Source organism: Gilliamella sp. LMG 34359, from assembly GCF_984569085.1.
On record NZ_OZ474906.1, the window covers coordinates 2,919,022 to 2,939,449 of the forward strand.

The following is a 20,428-nucleotide window of genomic DNA, read 5'->3' on the forward strand; positions in this document are numbered from 1 at the left end:
CCTATTTTACTGAATTATTAATCCTAGTTATTTGAGTTAATGCCTCAATGAAAGAAGGCTCCCACTCTGACAACGTCATATTTTCACAAGCCATTAAAATACTTAATGCTTGTTGCTTAGCTACAGCTTTAAATCCTGCATGTTTTAAAAGTTGGGCATTGATTTTTTGACAATAATAATTATCTCTCATATCTTGAGAACGACAATGTTCTTCAAGCATCTTAACGGCAACCTCTAGACCATTTTTATCAAAACAATCGAAAACTAATTCTTCTAATTTTTCAGGCTCATTTGGTGATGATTGATTTTTGGGTTTCAACCATTTTTTCATGTCAGCACTAATAAAAGGGGTAAGATCACTATATTTTAAATCGTATAATTTAGGTATGCGATTTAATAAAACTTGTACTTCATCTAAGATAGCTTCAGCAACCAAATCAAAACCTAAATTTGACGCCACAGCAGCTGAAATATAGTGGCCTTCAAGCCAGAATGGCATTAAAGTTAACTCATTTTCGATTTTTATCCACTCTTCAATTGTTATGTTTTTAATATTAGATTTATATTCATTAACACGATCGATATGAGCAGACATCAACTCTGTAACATTATTATTATTAATTGGTTCAGAAAGAGAAGAAAAAATAGCATGTCTTCTTAAACGCGCACCAATAGGTGCACTTGGATTTCGTTCCATTAAAAGTTCTGCAACCTTGATGAGAGTTCTTTTCCACTCTACCTCTGTGTTATGATTTATCGTGATAGTTTGAAAAGCAGTGTGCGCCGCTTGTTGCGGTTGATTTTTAACTTCATTACCATCAACAGTTGCAGTTTTAACCTTAGATGGAGTCTCATGAACAATAGTATTTTCATCGACACTTGAGATAGATGATTGAGCAGAAAATCGCTCATATGCCGTGATAAGTTGCAAAAAATCATCATCAATTGTTTGATTATTCTCTTCAAAAAATTTTTTAATTATGCCTAAGTATTCAAATGCTAGCTTTTTTTCTATAGCGGTTGCTTCTAAATCAAAATTTTTATTCGCTTGCAAAAATCGCTGAATAACTTGCCTAAATAATTTTTTTTTCAATTGAGGTTGTGGTGCAGAAACCAACCAATATTTAGGGATATAGGCGGAAAATAAGTAAATAGCTAACAAAATATTTTGCGGTTTTTTTGCGTGCTGTAATGTCCGTAATAGATGAGTAATTACCCGCATATCTTTTGTTTGTTTCAATAACTGCAATGCATTTTGTTGCAACTTATCAAAATCGATTTGACTATGGTTTATCGTTCCGATAATCGTTATTGAACTATCAATATAATCCCATAGTGGATTTTCATCATCAACAGGTAATGTCGGATCATCTATTTCACTCAATATAACGGCCAACCAAGGATGATTTTCTAATTCTGTCATCATTATTCCTTATATTATTACCAGTGACAGGATGTTCTTAATGGCTTTATAGCTGTCTCTAATCCTGTTAAATTAAAGACTAAACCATTTAGAATCGGTTCATCCGACTTCAGGGTTAATGACTTTGCATCAAGCAGACGCTTAATTTGTTCAATACCTAATAAACCACGACTGGATTCAAAAATAAAACCGTTTTCTCTAACAAACCAATTAGCGCTCAAAGAACTTTTATCTGTCTCTAAATTTATTGGTGTATTCTTATTGTTCATTGGATTAAATAAAACAATTTGCATCCGCGTAATATTATCGACACAACTAAAGGCCAAAATAGGCCTCGGCGGTTGATGACCTATTGCCGGAGTGGTTAACAAAACACGATCTCCTTTATCAAATAGGTTAACAATAATTTCAGTATTATTTTCAATACGCTGTTTTTCCTGATCAACAATCCACGACCAAATAGCGCTATGTTGTTGATTATCAGACTTAAACCCCATATTAGGACGTAAAATTTTATCGTAACATTCTAACCTAGTCAGTGCTGATTCTTCATTAGCACAATTATTTAACATATTAAATTTGCTTTCATTATTTAATTCAGCATCGGCAATATTTATAAAACTCATGCTTAATAAGAGACACAAGGAAAATGCAATATAAACAAGATTACAATAGAGAATTTTACGCATATATTAGCTCACCTCTGCCGTAAATTGATGATTATCAACACTAAAATTAATCTGTGTTATTGTTTCATTAGCTGATATTTTCTTTAATAGCAATAAAGAAACAGGTGGTAATAAGTACCCGTCTATAATCGACTCTAACATACGGGCTCCATTCTCATTTCGTGTTGCTCTATTTATAATTTCTTCTGCTACCGCAGGATCAAAAATAACCTCAGCTTTAAAGCGAGAATGAAGTACATTTTGCAACCGTTCCAACTTGTCAGCAATGATAGATTTAAGCGTTTCAGTTGATAATGGTAAATAAGGAATCACTTCCATTCTAGCGAGAAGGGCTGGTTTGAAAAAATTAGCCAATTCTTGGTATAACTTATCAAGAAGGTCACTAGGTTGATCAGCATTTTGTACAATAGTTTGATAACCCAAATTGGAAGTTAAAAAGAAAGCTACATTTTTACAATCGATAATGCGTCCTTCACCATCTGCAAGCTCCCCTTTATCAAAAGCTTGGTAAAATAAATTAAGTACGTCAGGATGGGCTTTTTCAACCTCATCTAATAACACCACTGAATAAGGTTTCTTACGGATTGCTTCAGTTAATATTCCCCCTTCTCCATAACCGACATAACCAGGAGGAGAACCAATTAAACGAGAAACTGTATGCTTTTCCTGAAATTCAGACATATTAATTGTCGTCAAATATTGATTGCCACCAAATAATAACTCAGCAATTTGTAGAACAGTTTCCGTCTTACCGACACCACTTGGACCAACAAGTAAAAAAGATCCCAATGGTCTACCTTGTCTTCTAAGATCTGCCCTTGATGTTAATAAATGCTTATGTAAATGAGCAATCGCGAGTTCTTGACCTTTTATTGTCTTATTCAAATAAGTCGGTAATTCAGTCACAACTCTTAGTTCATCTTGTGAAATCTGTTTGAGCGGAACTCCTGTCCATTCAGCAATAACATTCGCTATTTGAGACTTGTCGACATGCGGAGAGACTAGACGTTCTTTTTTCTGTAACTGATCTAATTGCTGCATTAATTGTTTAAGCTGATCAATCAACTCTATTTTAGAGATCTCTGCTGATTCATCCGTTACACTTTTCTCATTATTAGCGTTTTCATCTAATTGCAATAACTGGGTTCTCAAATCAATCACTTCAAGAACCAAATTTTGCTGTTGTTGCCAAAGTTTTTCCATTTGTTGAAGATCATTTTCTATTGAAACATTTTTTTCATTTAATTCAGCTAAACGTTCAGTATGATCGCCTAATCCTAAACATTGTTGACGTTGTAGTAACTCCATTTCAGCTTTATGTTGATGTAATAAATTTTGTAACGCCGAAATTTGCCTTGGTGGCGTGGTTAAATTAATCGCAACCCGCGCACAAGCTGTGTCTAATACATCAATTGCTTTATCTGGTAACTGTCTTCCGGATAAATAGCGGTCACTTAATACTGCCGCAGCTTGTAATGCATCATCATCAATTAAAACACCATGTGAATGTTCATAGATAGATCTCAATCCTCGAAGAATAATCACAGCTTCTTTAGCGCTTGGCTCATCGACTTTTACCAGTTGAAATCGCCTAGATAACGCAGCATCTTTTTCAAAATATTTTTTATACTCACTCCATGTTGTTGCAGCAATGGTTTTTAATTCGCCTCTCGCCAATGCGGGCTTTAATAAATTGGAGATATCTAATCCCCCGGCATTATTACCTGCACCAATTAATGTGTGTGCTTCATCAATAAACAGAATAATTGGTGTTGGTGATTCAATCACTTCGGACATAATACCTTTGAAACGTTTTTCAAATTCACCTTTTACTGACGCACCAGCTTGCAGTGCCCCTAAATCAAGGTTCATTAACTCCGTTCCTTTTAACTTATCAGGTACTTGATTATCAATAATTCGTAATGCCAATCCCTCAATAAGTGCACTTTTACCCACACCAGCCTCACCGACAACAATCGGGTTGTTTTTGCGGCGACGGCATAAAATATCGATCATAAGATCAATTTCTTCATCACGGCATAAAACAGGATCAAGCTTGGAATTTCTTGCTAATTCAGTAACATTTGTGGCATAACGATCTAACAAAGTTAATTCGCCGGTTGACTTAGCGAGCCTAGATTGTGAACTTTCATCTTCAGTAAGATTTTCTGCCGAACCTTCTGTCCATAATGCAAACTGATCTTTTAGTAACTCTTGGTTAATTGGCTTAAGATATTGAGCAATTTGTACAGAAACATAACGAGTTGGGTTATGAAGTAAAGCAAGTAACATTGCACCAGTTCGAATCTGATGCTGTTTTAATTCGACTTGAGAAATTAATAATGCGTCCTGAAACCATTCAATCAGTAGCGGAGAAAAAGGCGGCATATCGTCCCATTCGGCATGAATAATAGCACTTTCATCTAACAACTTTTGTAATAATTTATAATCAATTTTAGCTTTATCCAAAATAACTCTGATATCATTTAATGGAACTTCTAAACATTGTAATAAATAATGCGATACTGTAATTTCAGGTTGCTTTTTACTGACACATAGTGAAGCTGTAGTTTCCAAAATTTGTCGGCTAGTCGGATGTAATTGTGCAACAAGTTTCGGCAAATCGACTCTAATCATATAGTTATCCTAATATTAACGTAACAATTGATTTAACTGTTCTATAATTCCCTGAGTTTGACTATTCAATTTTAGAGCGTAAATGAGATAAATAATCATAAAAGAGGTAATCAACCATACACATAGAGCCCTGATTGATACTTTCTTCTTCACTTTATAGATGCTCTTCAGGCTTTTCCCTTGAGATAATACGGTATTACCATATTCTTCTTGCATGGAGATAACCAGATTATGTAATTGGCGAAAAATCTTATTAAACTCTTCTGTATGTCCAATACCCACTTTATAACGACCACGAAAACCAAGGCAGAAACAGAGATAAATAAATTCGAGAAGATCTTTATACTTTTTAGGTTCACTCATTAGACGTTCAAGCAATAAGTAAACGCGTTCACCGCCCCATGATTCATTATGAAAACGCACAAGTAGCGAATGTTTACCCCAATTATTTTGGGTATTCCATGGATGTTGCATTGCTAACTCATCAATAAAGGTACAAAGTACATAGCGGAAAGAGACAATCGCACCAGGTTCATACCCTTTGGTTTGTAAAATATGCTCAATAGCTAAAATATCATTCACCACCTGTTTATAAACTTCTTCGGCATTATCTAAAATTGTCACATCTCTTAACCTTTGAGTCATACCAAGCAAAGGGGTTGCGGCATCAATCATTGGGTTAATACTATTACCGCGCAAGATAAACTCTTGTTGAATGCTTTCTTCATTCTGAAATGTTGTATTTTGCATGACTATTTACCTCTTATAGCCCAAAATTGCATATCAAGTTCAGGGAAATCACCTGATACATGGAATGCAATAGCGCCATTTTTCACAATTTCTTCCCAAGCGCTCACATTAGTATCTAATTGAAAATAAGTATAACCAGAGTGATGGGGTAACTGTGACGGTGCGGCGCTAAGTGCTTTAAGTGGCACACCAGGTATTTGAACACTCACAAGCTCACGAATTCTATTAGGTGTTGCGACTTTAGTTTGTTGAACAAACAATCGTAATAAGATCTCTTGTGGAACTTGAGCTTTAACCGCGAGAATAAAGTCGGCGGTACGTAATAATGTCTTATCATGAATTACGCCATCTAAAATACCATGAGACCGTTTAGTTAATTGAATTGATACCGCTCTTGGGGTCAATACAGTACTTAATGCTCGCCGAGTGATTAACATTAAGTCATAAAAAGTCATGGTAAGATCATCATGATTATAGTTTTCAAAAAGCGGGGCAACTCGAGATTCATCGGTGAACGTCATTAACTCGCCACAAAGTGAGACTAATTGATGATAAAGCACCTCTGGATGAACACTCGTCTGTTTAGATAGATGTAAAAAGACAGGTTTTGCTCGATTAAATAGTTGTAACATCATAAATTCAGCGACATCAGCAACACCTTGTTGGCCTGGAGCACTGATCCTTTGTGACAACTGTTTCCCTCGTTCGGCAATTAATCCCGCCACTTCACCCAAGAAGTCATAAAGTAGATATGACACATTAATTGAATTACAGGTAGGAATAAAATTTTCATCCAATACAATTGTACCATCTGCTTTCTTTTCTTTAATTCGACAAACAGGCAACACAGTGTAAGCACTGAGATCTTCTGACCCCTGCATTAGTCTTGGAGAGAATTTAGCGATTGGCACGTCTCGCACTTCACCATTTTTACCAAACACATCACGAACAGGGATCTCATCTTGTACATATCGAGTATTTCCTAACTTAGTGGTTCCGTTTATTGATTCAATGTTTGTGACAGAATCATTTCGATTAGGTAATACAAGATAAATATTATGACTTTCAGCAGAATCCAATTTTTTAATTTCAATCGGTTCAGGTAACTTATCTTGGAAAGGCAAGTCAAATAAAGTACCATCAGGCATCAAACCTAATGCTGAGGCTAAACCGATTCGACCTAATCGCAAAAACTCACGATTTAGTTCTAGGATACTAAATCCATAAAAATAGTGATTCATTAGATTTAAATGGTGACTTAACAAATAATCATAATAACGCTGTTGTTGCTGAAAATTCTGTGGTCGAACAGCACCATTTACCCAAATAACATTACTATGTGTACCCATTATTTTTCTTCCTTCTTAATTAAAACTTCATCTGCTTTTATATGAATAATGAGCGTTGTTTTCTTACCCACTGCTTCAACATCAACAATATCAGCCCAATAAGATTCATTGATATCAGCATAATGAGCAATAACGCCGACAAAACGGGTTTTTGAATCAAGCTTTAATGGAGGTAAAACCTTATACTGATCGGGCGAGATAATATAGTCTTGATGATCAACATAATTCTTACTAAATGTCTTCTCTGGTCCATTGATTAATACTTGATCATAATCCACACTCAAGAAATAGGAATCTTCATTGAGATAAATAACTTGTATCTCGATAGGTGTTGCATCGCCATCTAGATTCTCGTTGATATTATCATCAGACAGAAAAGTCAATACCAACTCAGTTGGATTATCCGAAGGATAACCAACCGGTATATTTGGATCGCTGATCACCTCGTAAATCTTTTTAGATGTCTCACAGCCAAACAACGTCAGCGAGATTAAAACTAAAAAAGAGAATCTAAGTAAACGATTACACATTTCTTTGTTGCTCCTGATTAAGTAATCGCAATTGTCGATCATACTCTTGCTCATAATGTTCCCAGAACAATTTTTCAAAGCCTTGCTGGCGATTTGACGATAGCTCTTTATAATAACTGCAATACATGTTCCAAAACCATGTACCATCATGCTCTTTCACTCTACGGCTATTACGATAAATTTCAAATCTGTTAGTTAATTGTTCTGGGGAAAAAGCATCTAACATGGCCGAAAGTGCAAATTTCGTCGCAACTTCACTTGCTTGATTATGAATAGCTACATTTTCTAGTGACTCTTTTACTGCAGCAGGGGCAGATAGATAAACAGTACAAGGTTGCTCTGAAAACAAGAGATCCATCGTATCCGCATAATTTTGATTTAACCTTAAGGGATTATCTTCAATCGGTCGCAAATTTTTATTTTTTAAGACTGCTTTTGAATGGTTTAATTTCAATAATCCTTCAACAGTTGCTTTTAATGTTTCTCCTAACTCCTCCAAAAGTAAGTTAGCTTCATCGGTGTTACTAATGTCTAATCCGATACCTAATCCACGAAGAAAAGGGACTAAACTCAAATTTATTTTTTCCATACTAAAGGTATTGTCATCATATAATTTTGACTCAAATCGCGGAACATCAATAAAAGAGTTATCTAACACATTACCTTGTTCAGCGTTGGCATTATAGTCAATTAATGAAGATGTTCTGGTTGATACTTGCTGTTGATTATTTGGAATACTGTTATAAAAGCGAGTTAATTCATCTTGAGAATCTTTTTCTATTGCTTTAAGTGGATCAATCACTTCATTGGCTTGTGATGCAGATAGATCATCATCAAAGTGGTATGAGGCCTCATTTGGATTATCGGTTTTTAACATATCATTCACTGAAATTTCCCTCATTGATATTATTTGTTCAGGTGATTTATCCAAAGGGTCATCTAACAAAAACTCAAGACTATCAGCAATCCTGACTAGTATGACCAAGTTACCTACTCTTATTTCATCACCATGTTGTAATTTTACAGATTTGCTATTTAGGCTAATTTCAGAACGATTGATAAATAACTTATCACCCAATGGTTTAATAAAATATTCACTATCGTTATATTCTATCTGCGCATGTACTGCTGATACACTTTTATACAGATCCTGAATCTGCCATTCAGCATTTTGATTACTACCTAACGTACCGCCTAATCGTTCAAACACATGATCCCTAGTATTACCACTTTGAAGGGCTTCTGTATTTCTGATTTTTAATTGTAAAACTTTTGGGGAGTTTGTTTGATCCATATTTTTATTCTCTCATACAAATGGTAACACTTGGATAATCTGGCATTTCACCAATAAAAGTAGTCCAACCTAATAAACAACTAATGTCATCACCTAACGTCATTTCAGTTAATTGATTTTTAGCTAGGGAAAGTTTGACATCAAAGGCAAACTGATCACGTAAAATAAATGACACAAACGTTTTCAATGGTTCAAACGTATCACCGGAAGGTAAAAAAGAGAGATAACGTTTAACCGTCAAATTACCTAAACATAAAATAAATTTTCCATTACAATCATCAACACAATCACCAATAACAAAATTTTCACCTAGCTCACTATTTTTTTCACCCAAGTTAGTCTGTTGATCTTCTGGAATAGGTACTAGCCTCTCTTGCCATGAAATAATCGAAACATCATCTAAATCAAAGCAATGAGCAATTAAGCCACTAATTACTTCGGGAGAACGTGTAGAATCAGAAAGTAATCCTACATAAGATAACATTTTGCTGTGATTAATTTTTAATGCTTGCCTTATCATTGGATTTTCTAAACCAGCGAATGCAAACATTCTTTGGGAAAAAGAATCTTTTCCGTCTTTATAAGAAATATAATAACGATATTTCCGCCAAATACGGTGAATAAGCGTCGTGAAACGATGATTGAATAAATCAAGAAAATTGTTCATACCTGGTTCATCTTGGGCATAACTCCAAGCTAACTCTTCCAGATAAAAACTTGGCAAAGGAGACTGACTACCTTGAAGCCCTAAAAAGGTGGTTTCTAAAAGATAATGTCCATCTTTATCCTTTTTTAAATCAGCAATATCACTTTTAGGAAAAGCTAAGGTACCACTTGACTTAAAGCGAACTAATTCATCTTCAGGAAAAATATCCTTATTTAAATCATCCTGCCGATCGTATATTTTATAAATTAACTCTAGCAGTTGATAAAAACTATATGTTTTCGGGTCTATATCAGCAAGTGCTGCCCGATTTTCACTGGCCATGTGTAGTGCTCCTGATTATCAACATTGATCACATTTAACAAATGAAATGAATTTAATGCGGCTTGTTGAGCAAAAAAGTGAGCCAATACAGTACTCCATACATAAAGGTCACCTTCGGATTTAAAGACTGATTGACTTAAATATAAGTAAGTTTCAACTCCTCTAACAATAAGACCATTTTTCAATTTACGTTCGACTTGCTTTGAATCAATTTCCACAATACCACTAATGACTTTTAATAAACTTTTTTCTTCTTGTCTGTTATGCATTGCAGGAAAATGATAGCTTTGAAAAAGTTGCTTCAAGATATCTTTTTGTAATAATGAATTATAATTTTTTGCTAAATTTGAAATTGTTGTCCAATATTGAGTTTCATCAATCATTGGCACTAATTGCAAGGTGGGACGAATAATATTAGTTAAATATACCTGTATATGATTTTCCAATGAAATAACTTGTTTTAATTCTCCAATTTTTAAGTTAGAGGGTTTATCTTTATTTGAGCATAATAAGGTGACAGAGATCGTTTCAATCTTATTGATCCAATTCTCTTCGTCTCCACGTATAAAAGAGAGCCAGTGACGAATTGCTAACGTACGTTTATCTTGCGTTTCTACGACATTATAAAAGAGTTTATCTCTACCTTTATCAAATTGATGTTGATGATCAAAACTATTAAAATCAACATATTCTGCTCTCTTTTTACCGTTCTTATTTCGCCTTGAACCACTTTCAACTTTTGTGACAGTAAAAATTTCGAATTGGTCACTATTTTGATAGCTAGCTACTAATGGATATTTCTCTTTTTTGCCATCGAGAAGAATCGGTTCACTATCATGAGAAAATAAATTTATCGCCGGCACACAATTAAGCTTAATCATGTTTTTACGTAATTTAATTCGAGAATCAAACATGTGACTAAAGGAGATCTTTAATTGAAACTCTGAATAATCAATGCTATCAGGTAGTATATGATCATCTTGATGAGAAAGTTGCAAAAAAAGGAAGGCTTCAGGAAAAGCAAAATATTCATGAAGAATTCTAAATCCTTTATTGGTGTTCTCTGCGTAAGGCAATAGAGATTGTTCACGACTAAAACCAATTGGACTAAATTGTAAATTAGTGAGGGGCAATTCAACACCATTAATTACAATACAACCAGATTCTACATAATTCATTAGCATCATATACAAAATCGAACCGACATAACTATCTTCACCAAGATAAAATTGAAGATCATTAAGATTACGAGGTTTAAAGTTAGTATCCAACTTAAAATGAATAATCAGCGAATCATTTTGTAACTGACGTGAGAGTTGTAAATCACTAATAATCAATGGAGTAACTATCAAATCACGACAAGTTTGGAAAGTATAAGGAAATAAAGTTTGAGTTTGATAATAGACATTATTTCCTCTAGGCAACATCACTTGTTGGGTTTCATCGTTGATTGATGCTTCAAGAATAGTTAGGCTCGGAATCGGTTTTAAATAGTTTGGCCACAGTAAAACCAAAAGCGATTGGATTAATTCAGGAAAATCATGTTTTAGCTTTAATTTAAGCGTACTTGTAATATAAGCAAGCCCTTCAATAAGCCTTTCGACATCGGGATCTGTCTCTTCCTCAATTATAAACTGAAGTAATTGAGGATTAACTTTAGCAAAATCACGCACTACATTTCGAACAAATGTGATTTCATCCTGAAATTGTTCTGCAACTAACGACATAAGGTCAATCCTGAATTAATCAAAAAAGTAATGTTGCCTATTATCAATATACATTCTGAACGTTACGTTATCCGTACCCAGCTCATCTTTCACAACCGCTAGGATTTCGAATTGCATTGTCAATGCATCATCTTCATTTGTTCGAGAAACCACCGTGACTTCAACAATGCGTGGTTCATATTGCATTATACAGTCTTTGATAGCCCGACAAACTTCAGCTCTAATTTCTGATGCACTTATAGTTGCATCATTTAAATCAACAACACCGATAGATTTTGCACTTTGACAACCACCTGGACGGCTGTTAAGAATTCTAGATAAATTATACTTAATCGAATCCAATCGATTTTTATCTACTCGATAATCATCTCGATTGGACTCAGTATTTATACGATCAAACAAGCTTTGCTGTTGATCGTTCTTCCATCTTAACAAGGCTGCCATAACAAATTTTATTCTTTGTCTAAGCGGCCAACTAATGATAATTCAAAATTAGCACCCATGTATTTAAAATGTGGGCGAACTAATAATTCTACTTGATACCAACCTGGATCGCCTTCAACATCAGAAACAGCAACTTGCGCCGCACGTAATGGTTTACGACTACGAACATCTGCAGGAGGATTTTCTTGATCAGCCACATATTGTTTAAGCCAAACATTTAAACCGCGTTCTATATCAGCTCGTTCCTTCCAAGAACCAATTTGTTCACGTTGTAACACTTTAATATAATGTGCTAATCGATTAATGATAAACATATAAGGCAACTGTGTACCTAGTTTATAGTTAGTTTCAGCATTTTTTCCTTCTTTCGTATTTGCAAATCGTTTAGGCATTTGTACTGAATTAGCGGAGAAAAATGCTGCATTATCCGAACCTTTTCTCATCGTTAAAGCAATAAAACCTTGTTCCGATAATTCAAATTCACGTCGATCAGAAATAAGTGTTTCTGTAGGAATTTTTGCTTGAAGTTCACCCATTGACTCATATAAATGGACAGGCAAATCTTCAACTGCCCCACCACTTTGAGGACCAATAATATTGGCGCAAAAACGATATTTGGCAAAACTTTCAGTAATACGTGATGCAAAAGTAAACGCTGAATTGGCCCATAAGAAGTGATTATGATTATCGTCTACTTGTTCATTATAATTAAACGTTTTAATAGGATTGTCTGAAATCGAATAAGGTAAGCGAGCAAGATAATTACCTGCTAATAAACCACAATATCGAGCATCTTCAGACTCTCTGAATGAACGCCATTTGGCATAAGCTGGGCTTTCAAAAATTGAACTAAGTTCTTTAATTGACGAAAGTTCAGTGTAACTATCCACGCCAAAAAACTTAGGAGATACAGCTGAAATAAATGGAGCATGAGCCATCGCACCAACTGATGTCGCATATTGCAATAATTTAATATCATGAGCGCCTGCGGTAAAAGCATAGTTACCAATAATGGCAGCAACAGGCTCACCACCAAATTGCCCATATTCAGCTGAGTAAATGTGTTTAAAAAAGCCACTTTGCACTATCTCAGGCGAATATTCAAAATCTTCCAATAACTCTTCTTTGGTTGCATGCATCAATTGAATTTTAATATTTTCACGAAAATCTGTTCTATCAACCAATAATTTTATTCCACGCCAAGCACTTTCAACTTGTTGGAATTTTTCATGATGCAAAATTTCATCCATTTGTGCAGATATTTTTTTATCCACCTCGGCAATCATTTGATCAACAAGTATCTTATTAATCGGTTCTTCTTTATTGTCGCTTTCTAACATTTTAGCGATGAAGGCAGCTACACCTTTTTTAGCGGTTTCATAACCTTCTTCTGACGGCTCTAGGCGAGATTTCGACATGATTTGATCAAGTAGGCAACTTTCTTGAACTACTGTTGATTCTTGAAGAGCATTAGATTCTGCTTTAGACATATACCAGATTCCTTATTTAATTTATTATTAATCCCATAATTACTATATATACAAGAAAGTTATTCGTTCTCAGAAAGTTTTAACTCATCTAATAAATTTTTTCTTGATACTTCATCAGTCAATACATTAGCAATCGCCTCTCTAAAAGCTTTGATATTTCCCATAGGACCTTTTAGAGCAGTGAGTGCTTCGCGCAATTGGATTAAATTATTGATTTCTGGTACTTGTTGTGCAATGTTATCAGGATTAAAAGAAGAAAGATTTTTGATATCAAGATTGATTGACAATTCATCATCTGAATTATCTTCCAGCTTATTTGGCACGTTAAATGACAAACTTATTGCTGATTTTTCCATTACATCATTGAAGTTATTTTTGTTTATAGAGACTAGCTGACGTTCTTCGATCGATTTATCTTCAGCTCTACCTTTGTGATCACCAACAACAACTAGGTTTAGAGGTAATTCCTTTTCTTCAACCTGATCGCCTGTTGCCGGCACGTACTTAATATTGATTCTCTCTTTTGGAGCAACACTGGTACTTTTACTCATAGATACACCACCTTTACATAAATTAAACAACCATTACTATTACCTAACTACTATTTAAATTAAAAAAGTTCTGTTATTCTACTTCTAGTGTAAAACTAATACTAACATAATATACACAATGTCGCAGTAAAAAACTATTTTTTATGATACAAAACAGAATATATTATGCTATTTACATGATATTTATAACTTTTTTCCTGAATTAACAATCGATTTATTGCTTTGATATGCGTTTTTAGAACAATTTTTCAACAACGTTATAGTGTTGGATTTTTAGAAGTGAGTTTCAACGATAATAACAGTAAAATAGCATTCCTTAGCTGGCAGATATTTACTGTAATAAAAATTAATATCTATTTATTATTTAAATATAACTTTACAATAAAATCCCTCCCTATCATCAATTGCGGTAACTAACTCATATATGATAGTGTTATCTAATAAATTCCGTTGATAATAAGTAAAACGAGAATATTGAATAAAGGATATCAGAGACATAAATAACTCGCTCGCTATTGCTCTCGAAGGTTGATTCAATTCAACTTCCACAAAATATTTACTATCTTTAATTGAAACTTCATAATCTAAAACACACTCCTTATCTCGAAAAAAAACATCTATTTCAGACGAAATACCGGGATCTGTAATCAACTTAATACTGCTTATAATACTTTCAATCATGACTATATCTATTGTTTTCGCTATTTGGGATTTAGACCTAAAATTTAATACTGGTGCTTGGCTGCTAAATTTAATATTACCTTAAAAAGTTTAATTGATATTTTCGTTCTACAACCAAGCTCTCAACGGAATATACTATCGTTTTTTCGGTTGAGTTTAACATAATATAACTGACCAATTAGTAAAACGGAGTAAAAGAACAGCTATTTTCTCTGTTATTTCTAATCAGTCATTTATATATTCAAAACAGAATTTTTCTACTTCCTACCCAATTAATATTTTGTTAATAAACTTTTATCTCTGTTTTCACTAATAATCGCTTTTAGCCTTTTAGTCCAATTAAGCGCGATAAATTATCAAATTCTGCGGTAATTTGTTTATTACCTTTGGTTGCGATCAGCTTTGAACCATCATCAAAGGTTATTTGATAATTTTTAGCTAGCAAATAGTGTTTTATTGCAGCATAGTGATTAACGTCATAATTGGCAATTAATTGCGGGATTACGCTAGCAACGCGGTTATGAGTGTCGTTCTTTTTATGAATTTGGTCAATTTCCTTATTGTTAAAGGTTAGCACCAGTGTACCTGAACCAAAGTTAGCGACATAATAACCACTTGAGTTAAACATACCACTAGCAATAAGTCCAAATATAGGGAGATCGTCTTCGGTGGCATCAAATTTAGCCTTTTTAAATAAATCAATATTGTTCTTTTCACCATATTTTTTAAGTTCAAAAGACTGCTCGATCACATCTATAGGAAGATCTGATTGTTCATTTGCCCAAGCCCAAAGCCAAGTTTTGGTCGAATGCGAAAAGGTTCCCAATAGCTGAAAAGAACATAATAAATCATCATCAAAAACAAGTTCCTGTTCATCCATATCAATTTGCCAAGGCTTACCGACAATAAGATCTTCTAAATCCATTTGTTTTTCAAAACTACTCCCTCCATATTGTTCAATAAGGGCTTGTAATGGGTGTTTTCCTTGATATTGTTCGGTATTAAGATTAGTTAAAATTACGCCATTGTCGCGTTGTGACTCTTTAATGTCTCTAGACAAACGACCATCAGGCTCGCTACTAACATAAAAGAGTGTGTTAAATTGGGCAGGAACTTCTGTTTCATTTGGCAACTGAGAACCATAACTAGTTAGTGATATTGTCAATAACATCAGTAAAGCTAAATATTTTTTCATTGGTATTACCTCCTTTATCTCAATTATTCAATAATATTAACTTACTACCAGATTCAATAATTTACCTGGTAGATAAATAACTTTGCGAATTATAGTAGCGGTTAAGTATTTTTGAATATTGGGATCTTGTTTCGCTTGCTCTACAACAAATTGGTCAAATTTTTTAATTTTTGATAATAATTTTTTCCATAATTTCATATCGTCCTTCCTTTTAGATCTAAATATTACTCATTATTTTAAATAATTTAATTTTTATAAATTCACCCAATAAATTTTTTAAGATGATGTTATCAATTTGCTAGCTGCTATTTCAGCGATTAAGTAAGAAAAATAACCTAAAAGCTTTTTATCATGATTCACTTCCGGTTTTACATGCTCAATTATTAAGCAAACGATTGATACAGTCAAGTTAACTATTCTTATGTAAAATCATAGAGATTGAGATAGATAAAATCTATTAACGTTTTCGCTACCTTTTGGTGAACTGCCGTTATAACACTGGTTTAATTTTCGCTTGATAGGTCGCTTCGCGATATCGAACTTATGATAATACTTACTCAATTTATTAGTCATAACGGCTATTACGGTTGGGATAAATTAGCAATGAATACAGAAAATGGTGTTTGCGTGATTTAATTTCATGTCAATTACGTCGTTTATCAAACAAATCGCCTAAACTGCGGTTAGGATTGATTAGAAATAAATGCAAAAAATCACAGTCTACCTGATTTGATTAATGGTGATTAACTAGTTACCAAAAACAGAGGAGGAATACGGCTATACCGCTAATAATCAATTTTACAAAAAGCCGGATGGCTATCCGGCGTTTAACTGTTCTTAATATTGTGGTATATGGGTTTCATAAATCGGTACAAAATCAGTTAAAACCAATCCCCACCGATAATTAACTAACGCGAGTAATTCATCAATGTTTTGAAAATAATAGCGCTCATAAGAATTTATACTGTCAATGAATAAATCACGTTTCTCTAGGTTAGGATCCGCATAATAAGATTCAATCTTATACAAATAAAAAACATTATCACTATCAGTAATTGGTCTATTTAACCGTTCGATATAAATTTCACTTAAAGAGTATTTATATGAATCATTTTCTATTGACGATTTAATTTTTTCCTCATCATATTTGATTGAATCAAGCTCAAAAAAACGAGTTTTATCATTCTTTTGCTTTTCTGCAAATTGCCCGCGCATTTCATATGGATATGGATGATAAGGATTATTATATGTTGTCTTTGTCATACTTATAAAATTTCCTTATGTTTATTCCTTTTAATCTATCGAGCTGAAACTATCACGGCAAATAATAGCGTCAGATTAAAGCAAACATAAGAATCCTCCTTAGAGCATATACAACTATATGAGCATTCTTATGGCATATAACATGAATGTTCAGTTATTTTCTGCCTAATTAATATTTTGTTAATAAACTTTTATCTATGTTCTCACTAATAATCGCTTTTAACCTTTTAGTCCAATTAAGCGCGATGAATTATCAAATTCTGCACTGATTTGGTTTTCCCCTTTGGTTGCGATCAGCTTTGAACCATCATCAAAGGTTATTTGATAATTTTTAGCTAGCAAATAGTGTTTTATTGCAGCATAGTGATTAACGTCATAATTGGCAATTAATTGCGGGATTACGCTAGCAACGCGGTTATGAGTGTCGTTCTTTTTATGAATTTGTTCAATATCTTCATTATTAAAAGTTAACACCAATGTACCTTGACCATAATCAGCAACATAATAACCACTTGAATTAAACATACCACTAGCAATAATTCCAAATAAATGTAGATCGTCTTCGGTGGCATCAAATTTAGGAAATTTTAATAATTCAATATTGTTCTTTTCACCAATTTTTTTAAGCTCAAGAGACTGCTCGATAATATTTTTCGGAAGTTGTGATTGTTCATTACCCCAAGCCCAAAGCCAAGTCTCGGATGAATGCGAAAAGGTTCCCAATAGCTGAAAAGAACAATATAAATCATCGCCAAAAACAAGTTGCTGTTTGGCCATATCAATTTGCCAAGGCTTACCGTAAATAATATCTTCAAGATCCATTTGCTTTTCAAAAGCAAGTCCAATATATTGTTCGATAAGATCTTCAAATGTTTGCTTTTCTTGATTTTCTTGATTTTCTTGATTTTCTTGATTTTCTTGATTTTCTTGATTTTCTCCAGATTGGTCAAGTTTTTTATTTTTAGCAAATAAATTTTTATAAAAATTCATATATCATCCTTATTTAGTTATAAATATAACCTATTTTAATATACTTGATTATTAAGCAAATAAGTCACGTGGTCAAGTTAACCTTCTTATGCAAAATCATTGAACTGAAACTAGATAAAATATATTAACATTATCGTTTCCTAACTTTCAGCACTGGTTATTATATCAAGCTTAATTTTCGTTTTACATTTAGCTAGTATGATATTTAACTTATAATGCATTTTATTACTTAAACTATATTTAAAACTGCGATTTAAAAGCTTACTACACTTACTGCAAATTAAAATCGTTAAGCCTTAATTTAACTATCCTCTACAGAATCCACCTTTCCCATTTATCGTCTTTGTCATCATAAGCTTCTTTTTTATCGATTCGCCACTCTTTATTTTTATAGTGAAGCGTATAACGATAGCGATATTCCAAGATAGAATGATCTTGGGTTTCAATGGCAATTTTATTTTTCTTTAACACTTCGGTTGCCAGTATTTCTTCATCAGGAGAATATTCTGGTGGATATCTAACACTTAAAGCAGATTGCCTACCATATTTCCGCTCTTTTAAGGTACAATAAGTATTAAATATTGCATCAAGCTCCTCTCCCTTTTTGGGGTCCAAGGATTCTAACTTTTCATATTCACCTTTGTCTACGTAGTCCATAGTTAAATTACCATAATATACTTCCCATTTATTCATTGCGATAATAAATTTTTTTAGTACTGCTACTGCTTCTTGTATATTGGGTTCCATAATGCGTCCTTCCATTTACTAACCAGCTAATTTATCAATACCATTACAGATAATAACGCTACCATGGTTTAAGCACAACTATATTAATCCGGTTATGCAAACCAATGTAAATATTTAGATTATCTAACACTTTTTTAAATTAGGATAGATTAGAGATAGATGAAGAAAATGGTGGTTTACATGATTTAACTTCATGTCAATTATGCCGTTTATCAAACAACTTGCCTAAACTGCGGTTAGGATAGATTAGAAATAGATGCAAAAAATAACGGTCTCCCTGATTTGATTAATGGTGATTAACTAGTTACCAAAAACAGAGGAGAGATACGGGAATACGGCTATGCAACTAATATTACAAAAAGCCGGATGCTATCCGGCGGTTAACTGTTTTTAATATGATGGTATATGTGTTTCATAACTCGGTACAAAATCACTTAAAACCAATCCCCAGTTATGATTAGCAAATTCGAGTAATTCATCAATGTTTTGAAAATAATAAGTCTCATAACAATTAGAGCTTTCATTAAATAATTCAATCTCGTCTTGATTAGGATCCGCATAATAAGTTTCAAACTTATACAAATAAAAAACATTATCACTATCAGTAATTGGTCTATTTAACCGTTCTATTTTCCTAGCCAACCCAGAGTCTTCAAACATATCATTTTCTTTTAACCGTTGTATTTTTTCTTTATCATATTTATATGAATGAACCTCAAAAAACCGAGTCTTATCTTTCTCCTGTTTTTCTGCACATTGCCCGCGCATCTCATAGGGATATGGATGATAAGGATTATTATATGTTGTCTTTGCCATGTTTATACAATTTCCTTATGGTTATTTCCTTTAATCTAGGGAACTGGAACTATCATAGTAAACAATAGCGCTAGATTAAAATATGCACAAGTATGTTTATCAACTTTTGCTAACCAATATACTTATTTAGATTATCTACCCCCCTTCTATGTTAGGATAAATTAGAGATAGATGAAGAAAATGGTGGTTTACATGATTTAACTTCATGTCAACTACGCCGTTTATCAAGCAACTTGCCAAAACTGCGGTTAGGATAGATTAGAAATAGATGCAAAAAATAACGGTCGCCCTGATTTGATTAATGGTGATTAACTAGTACCAAAACATAGGGGGAATACGGCTATGTGACTAATAATTAATTTTATAAAAGGCCGGATGGGTATCCGGCTGTTAAAGATTTTTAAGTGGGAAATGTGTTTCGCGACTCGGTACGAAATCACTTAATACCAATCCCCACTTATGATTAGCAACCTCGAGTAATTCATCAATGTTTTGAAAATAATAGCGTTCATAACAATTAATTCCTTCATTAAATAAAGAAAGATTCTCTTGCTTAGGATCTGCATAATAAGTTTCAAACTTATACAAATAAAAAACATTATCACTATCAGTAATTGGTCTATTTAACCGTCTGATATATGAATCAAATCTAGAGTCCTCATATATATCATTTTCTTTGAAACGCTTAATCATTTCTTTATCATATTCAAGTGAATAAATCCGAAAAAACCGAGTCTTATCTTTCTCCTGTTTTTCTGCAAATTGCCCGCGCATCTCATATGGATATGGATGATAAGGATTATTATATGTTGTCTTTGTCATGTTTATACAATTTCCTTATGGTTATTTCCTTTTATCTAGGGA

General features: G+C 33.4%; 20 protein-coding genes. All 20 read right to left on the reverse strand.

Going from position 1 to position 20,428, the window contains the following annotated elements; all coding sequences use genetic code 11:
• Window position 1: 1 nt before the first annotated feature.
• Window positions 2-1,423 (reverse strand): type VI secretion system protein TssA, encoded by a 1,422-nt coding sequence (tssA, locus tag AC5LXV_RS13365; RefSeq protein ID WP_493466746.1) that lies wholly within the window; start codon window positions 1,421-1,423, stop codon window positions 2-4.
• Window positions 1,424-1,440: 17 nt separating this feature from the next.
• Window positions 1,441-2,112 (reverse strand): type VI secretion system-associated protein VasI, encoded by a 672-nt coding sequence (gene vasI, locus AC5LXV_RS13370; protein ID WP_493466747.1) that lies wholly within the window; start codon window positions 2,110-2,112, stop codon window positions 1,441-1,443.
• 3 nt (window positions 2,113-2,115) lie between these two features.
• Window positions 2,116-4,749, reverse strand: a complete 2,634-nt coding sequence (gene tssH, locus AC5LXV_RS13375) for a type VI secretion system ATPase TssH (protein WP_493466748.1) — start codon at window positions 4,747-4,749, stop codon at window positions 2,116-2,118.
• 15 nt (window positions 4,750-4,764) lie between these two features.
• Window positions 4,765-5,499, reverse strand: a complete 735-nt coding sequence (icmH, locus tag AC5LXV_RS13380) for a type IVB secretion system protein IcmH/DotU (RefSeq protein WP_110432967.1) — start codon at window positions 5,497-5,499, stop codon at window positions 4,765-4,767.
• A gap of 2 nt (window positions 5,500-5,501) precedes the next feature.
• Window positions 5,502-6,848, reverse strand: coding sequence for a type VI secretion system baseplate subunit TssK (tssK, locus tag AC5LXV_RS13385; protein WP_110432966.1), 1,347 nt, complete (start codon window positions 6,846-6,848; stop codon window positions 5,502-5,504).
• On the reverse strand, window positions 6,848-7,378 hold the full coding sequence (tssJ, locus tag AC5LXV_RS13390; protein ID WP_181415917.1) for a type VI secretion system lipoprotein TssJ: 531 nt from the start codon (window positions 7,376-7,378) through the stop codon (window positions 6,848-6,850). The genes tssK and tssJ overlap by 1 nt, the downstream gene beginning before the upstream one ends.
• Window positions 7,371-8,672, reverse strand: a complete 1,302-nt coding sequence (gene tagH, locus AC5LXV_RS13395; RefSeq protein ID WP_493466749.1) for a type VI secretion system-associated FHA domain protein TagH — start codon at window positions 8,670-8,672, stop codon at window positions 7,371-7,373. The genes tssJ and tagH overlap by 8 nt, the downstream gene beginning before the upstream one ends.
• A 4-nt stretch (window positions 8,673-8,676) precedes the next feature.
• Window positions 8,677-9,660, reverse strand: coding sequence for a type VI secretion system baseplate subunit TssG (tssG, locus tag AC5LXV_RS13400; RefSeq protein WP_110432963.1), 984 nt, complete (start codon window positions 9,658-9,660; stop codon window positions 8,677-8,679).
• Window positions 9,624-11,387: a type VI secretion system baseplate subunit TssF gene (tssF, locus tag AC5LXV_RS13405; protein WP_110432962.1), complete on the reverse strand. Its 1,764-nt coding sequence runs from the start codon at window positions 11,385-11,387 to the stop codon at window positions 9,624-9,626. The genes tssG and tssF overlap by 37 nt, the downstream gene beginning before the upstream one ends.
• Before the next feature lie 15 nt (window positions 11,388-11,402).
• Window positions 11,403-11,831, reverse strand: a complete 429-nt coding sequence (tssE, locus tag AC5LXV_RS13410) for a type VI secretion system baseplate subunit TssE (protein WP_110432961.1) — start codon at window positions 11,829-11,831, stop codon at window positions 11,403-11,405.
• 8 nt (window positions 11,832-11,839) lie between these two features.
• Entirely contained in the window at window positions 11,840-13,321 is a 1,482-nt protein-coding gene (tssC, locus tag AC5LXV_RS13415) for a type VI secretion system contractile sheath large subunit (protein WP_493466750.1), read from the reverse strand.
• A gap of 59 nt (window positions 13,322-13,380) precedes the next feature.
• Window positions 13,381-13,872 carry a type VI secretion system contractile sheath small subunit gene (gene tssB, locus AC5LXV_RS13420; protein WP_493445109.1) on the reverse strand — a complete coding sequence of 164 codons (492 nt, stop codon included), beginning with the start codon at window positions 13,870-13,872 and terminating at the stop codon, window positions 13,381-13,383.
• Window positions 13,873-14,232: 360 nt separating this feature from the next.
• Window positions 14,233-14,553: a hypothetical protein gene (locus tag AC5LXV_RS13425; RefSeq protein WP_493451198.1), complete on the reverse strand. Its 321-nt coding sequence runs from the start codon at window positions 14,551-14,553 to the stop codon at window positions 14,233-14,235.
• A gap of 322 nt (window positions 14,554-14,875) precedes the next feature.
• Complete coding sequence (locus tag AC5LXV_RS13430) at window positions 14,876-15,748, reverse strand: DUF6882 domain-containing protein (RefSeq protein ID WP_493466751.1); 873 nt, start codon at window positions 15,746-15,748, stop codon at window positions 14,876-14,878.
• 36 nt (window positions 15,749-15,784) lie between these two features.
• A complete protein-coding gene (locus tag AC5LXV_RS13435; protein ID WP_181415916.1) occupies window positions 15,785-15,946 on the reverse strand; it encodes a hypothetical protein in 162 nt (53 codons plus the stop codon).
• A gap of 639 nt (window positions 15,947-16,585) precedes the next feature.
• Window positions 16,586-17,011 carry a hypothetical protein gene (locus tag AC5LXV_RS13440; protein WP_493466752.1) on the reverse strand — a complete coding sequence of 142 codons (426 nt, stop codon included), beginning with the start codon at window positions 17,009-17,011 and terminating at the stop codon, window positions 16,586-16,588.
• A gap of 219 nt (window positions 17,012-17,230) precedes the next feature.
• On the reverse strand, window positions 17,231-18,001 hold the full coding sequence (locus tag AC5LXV_RS13445; protein WP_493466753.1) for a DUF6882 domain-containing protein: 771 nt from the start codon (window positions 17,999-18,001) through the stop codon (window positions 17,231-17,233).
• A gap of 312 nt (window positions 18,002-18,313) precedes the next feature.
• Window positions 18,314-18,748, reverse strand: a complete 435-nt coding sequence (locus AC5LXV_RS13450; RefSeq protein WP_493466754.1) for an NTF2 fold immunity protein — start codon at window positions 18,746-18,748, stop codon at window positions 18,314-18,316.
• A gap of 390 nt (window positions 18,749-19,138) precedes the next feature.
• On the reverse strand, window positions 19,139-19,564 hold the full coding sequence (locus AC5LXV_RS13455; protein ID WP_493466755.1) for a hypothetical protein: 426 nt from the start codon (window positions 19,562-19,564) through the stop codon (window positions 19,139-19,141).
• Between the two features lie 390 nt (window positions 19,565-19,954).
• Window positions 19,955-20,386 (reverse strand): hypothetical protein, encoded by a 432-nt coding sequence (locus tag AC5LXV_RS13460; RefSeq protein ID WP_493466756.1) that lies wholly within the window; start codon window positions 20,384-20,386, stop codon window positions 19,955-19,957.
• Window positions 20,387-20,428: the final 42 nt, after the last annotated feature.

Bases quoted from the DNA above. Each gene is read 5' to 3' on its own strand.
- tssC (WP_493466750.1), bottom strand. From the start codon at position 13,321: ATGTCTAAAGCAGAATCTAATGCTCTTCAAGAATCAACAGTAGTTCAA.
- AC5LXV_RS13460 (WP_493466756.1), bottom strand. From the start codon at position 20,386: ATGACAAAGACAACATATAATAATCCTTATCATCCATATCCATATGAG.
- AC5LXV_RS13450 (WP_493466754.1), bottom strand. From the start codon at position 18,748: ATGGAACCCAATATACAAGAAGCAGTAGCAGTACTAAAAAAATTTATT.
- tssK (WP_110432966.1), bottom strand. From the start codon at position 6,848: ATGGGTACACATAGTAATGTTATTTGGGTAAATGGTGCTGTTCGACCA.
- AC5LXV_RS13445 (WP_493466753.1), bottom strand. From the start codon at position 18,001: ATGAATTTTTATAAAAATTTATTTGCTAAAAATAAAAAACTTGACCAA.
- tssF (WP_110432962.1), bottom strand. From the start codon at position 11,387: ATGTCGTTAGTTGCAGAACAATTTCAGGATGAAATCACATTTGTTCGA.
- tssG (WP_110432963.1), bottom strand. From the start codon at position 9,660: ATGGCCAGTGAAAATCGGGCAGCACTTGCTGATATAGACCCGAAAACA.
- AC5LXV_RS13425 (WP_493451198.1), bottom strand. From the start codon at position 14,553: ATGATTGAAAGTATTATAAGCAGTATTAAGTTGATTACAGATCCCGGT.
- AC5LXV_RS13435 (WP_181415916.1), bottom strand. From the start codon at position 15,946: ATGAAATTATGGAAAAAATTATTATCAAAAATTAAAAAATTTGACCAA.
- icmH (WP_110432967.1), bottom strand. From the start codon at position 5,499: ATGCAAAATACAACATTTCAGAATGAAGAAAGCATTCAACAAGAGTTT.
- tssE (WP_110432961.1), bottom strand. From the start codon at position 11,831: ATGGCAGCCTTGTTAAGATGGAAGAACGATCAACAGCAAAGCTTGTTT.
- tssA (WP_493466746.1), bottom strand. From the start codon at position 1,423: ATGACAGAATTAGAAAATCATCCTTGGTTGGCCGTTATATTGAGTGAA.
- tssJ (WP_181415917.1), bottom strand. From the start codon at position 7,378: ATGTGTAATCGTTTACTTAGATTCTCTTTTTTAGTTTTAATCTCGCTG.
- vasI (WP_493466747.1), bottom strand. From the start codon at position 2,112: ATGCGTAAAATTCTCTATTGTAATCTTGTTTATATTGCATTTTCCTTG.
- AC5LXV_RS13440 (WP_493466752.1), bottom strand. From the start codon at position 17,011: ATGACAAAGACAACATATAATAATCCTTATCATCCATATCCATATGAA.
- AC5LXV_RS13455 (WP_493466755.1), bottom strand. From the start codon at position 19,564: ATGGCAAAGACAACATATAATAATCCTTATCATCCATATCCCTATGAG.
- tagH (WP_493466749.1), bottom strand. From the start codon at position 8,672: ATGGATCAAACAAACTCCCCAAAAGTTTTACAATTAAAAATCAGAAAT.
- tssB (WP_493445109.1), bottom strand. From the start codon at position 13,872: ATGAGTAAAAGTACCAGTGTTGCTCCAAAAGAGAGAATCAATATTAAG.
- tssH (WP_493466748.1), bottom strand. From the start codon at position 4,749: ATGATTAGAGTCGATTTGCCGAAACTTGTTGCACAATTACATCCGACT.
- AC5LXV_RS13430 (WP_493466751.1), bottom strand. From the start codon at position 15,748: ATGAAAAAATATTTAGCTTTACTGATGTTATTGACAATATCACTAACT.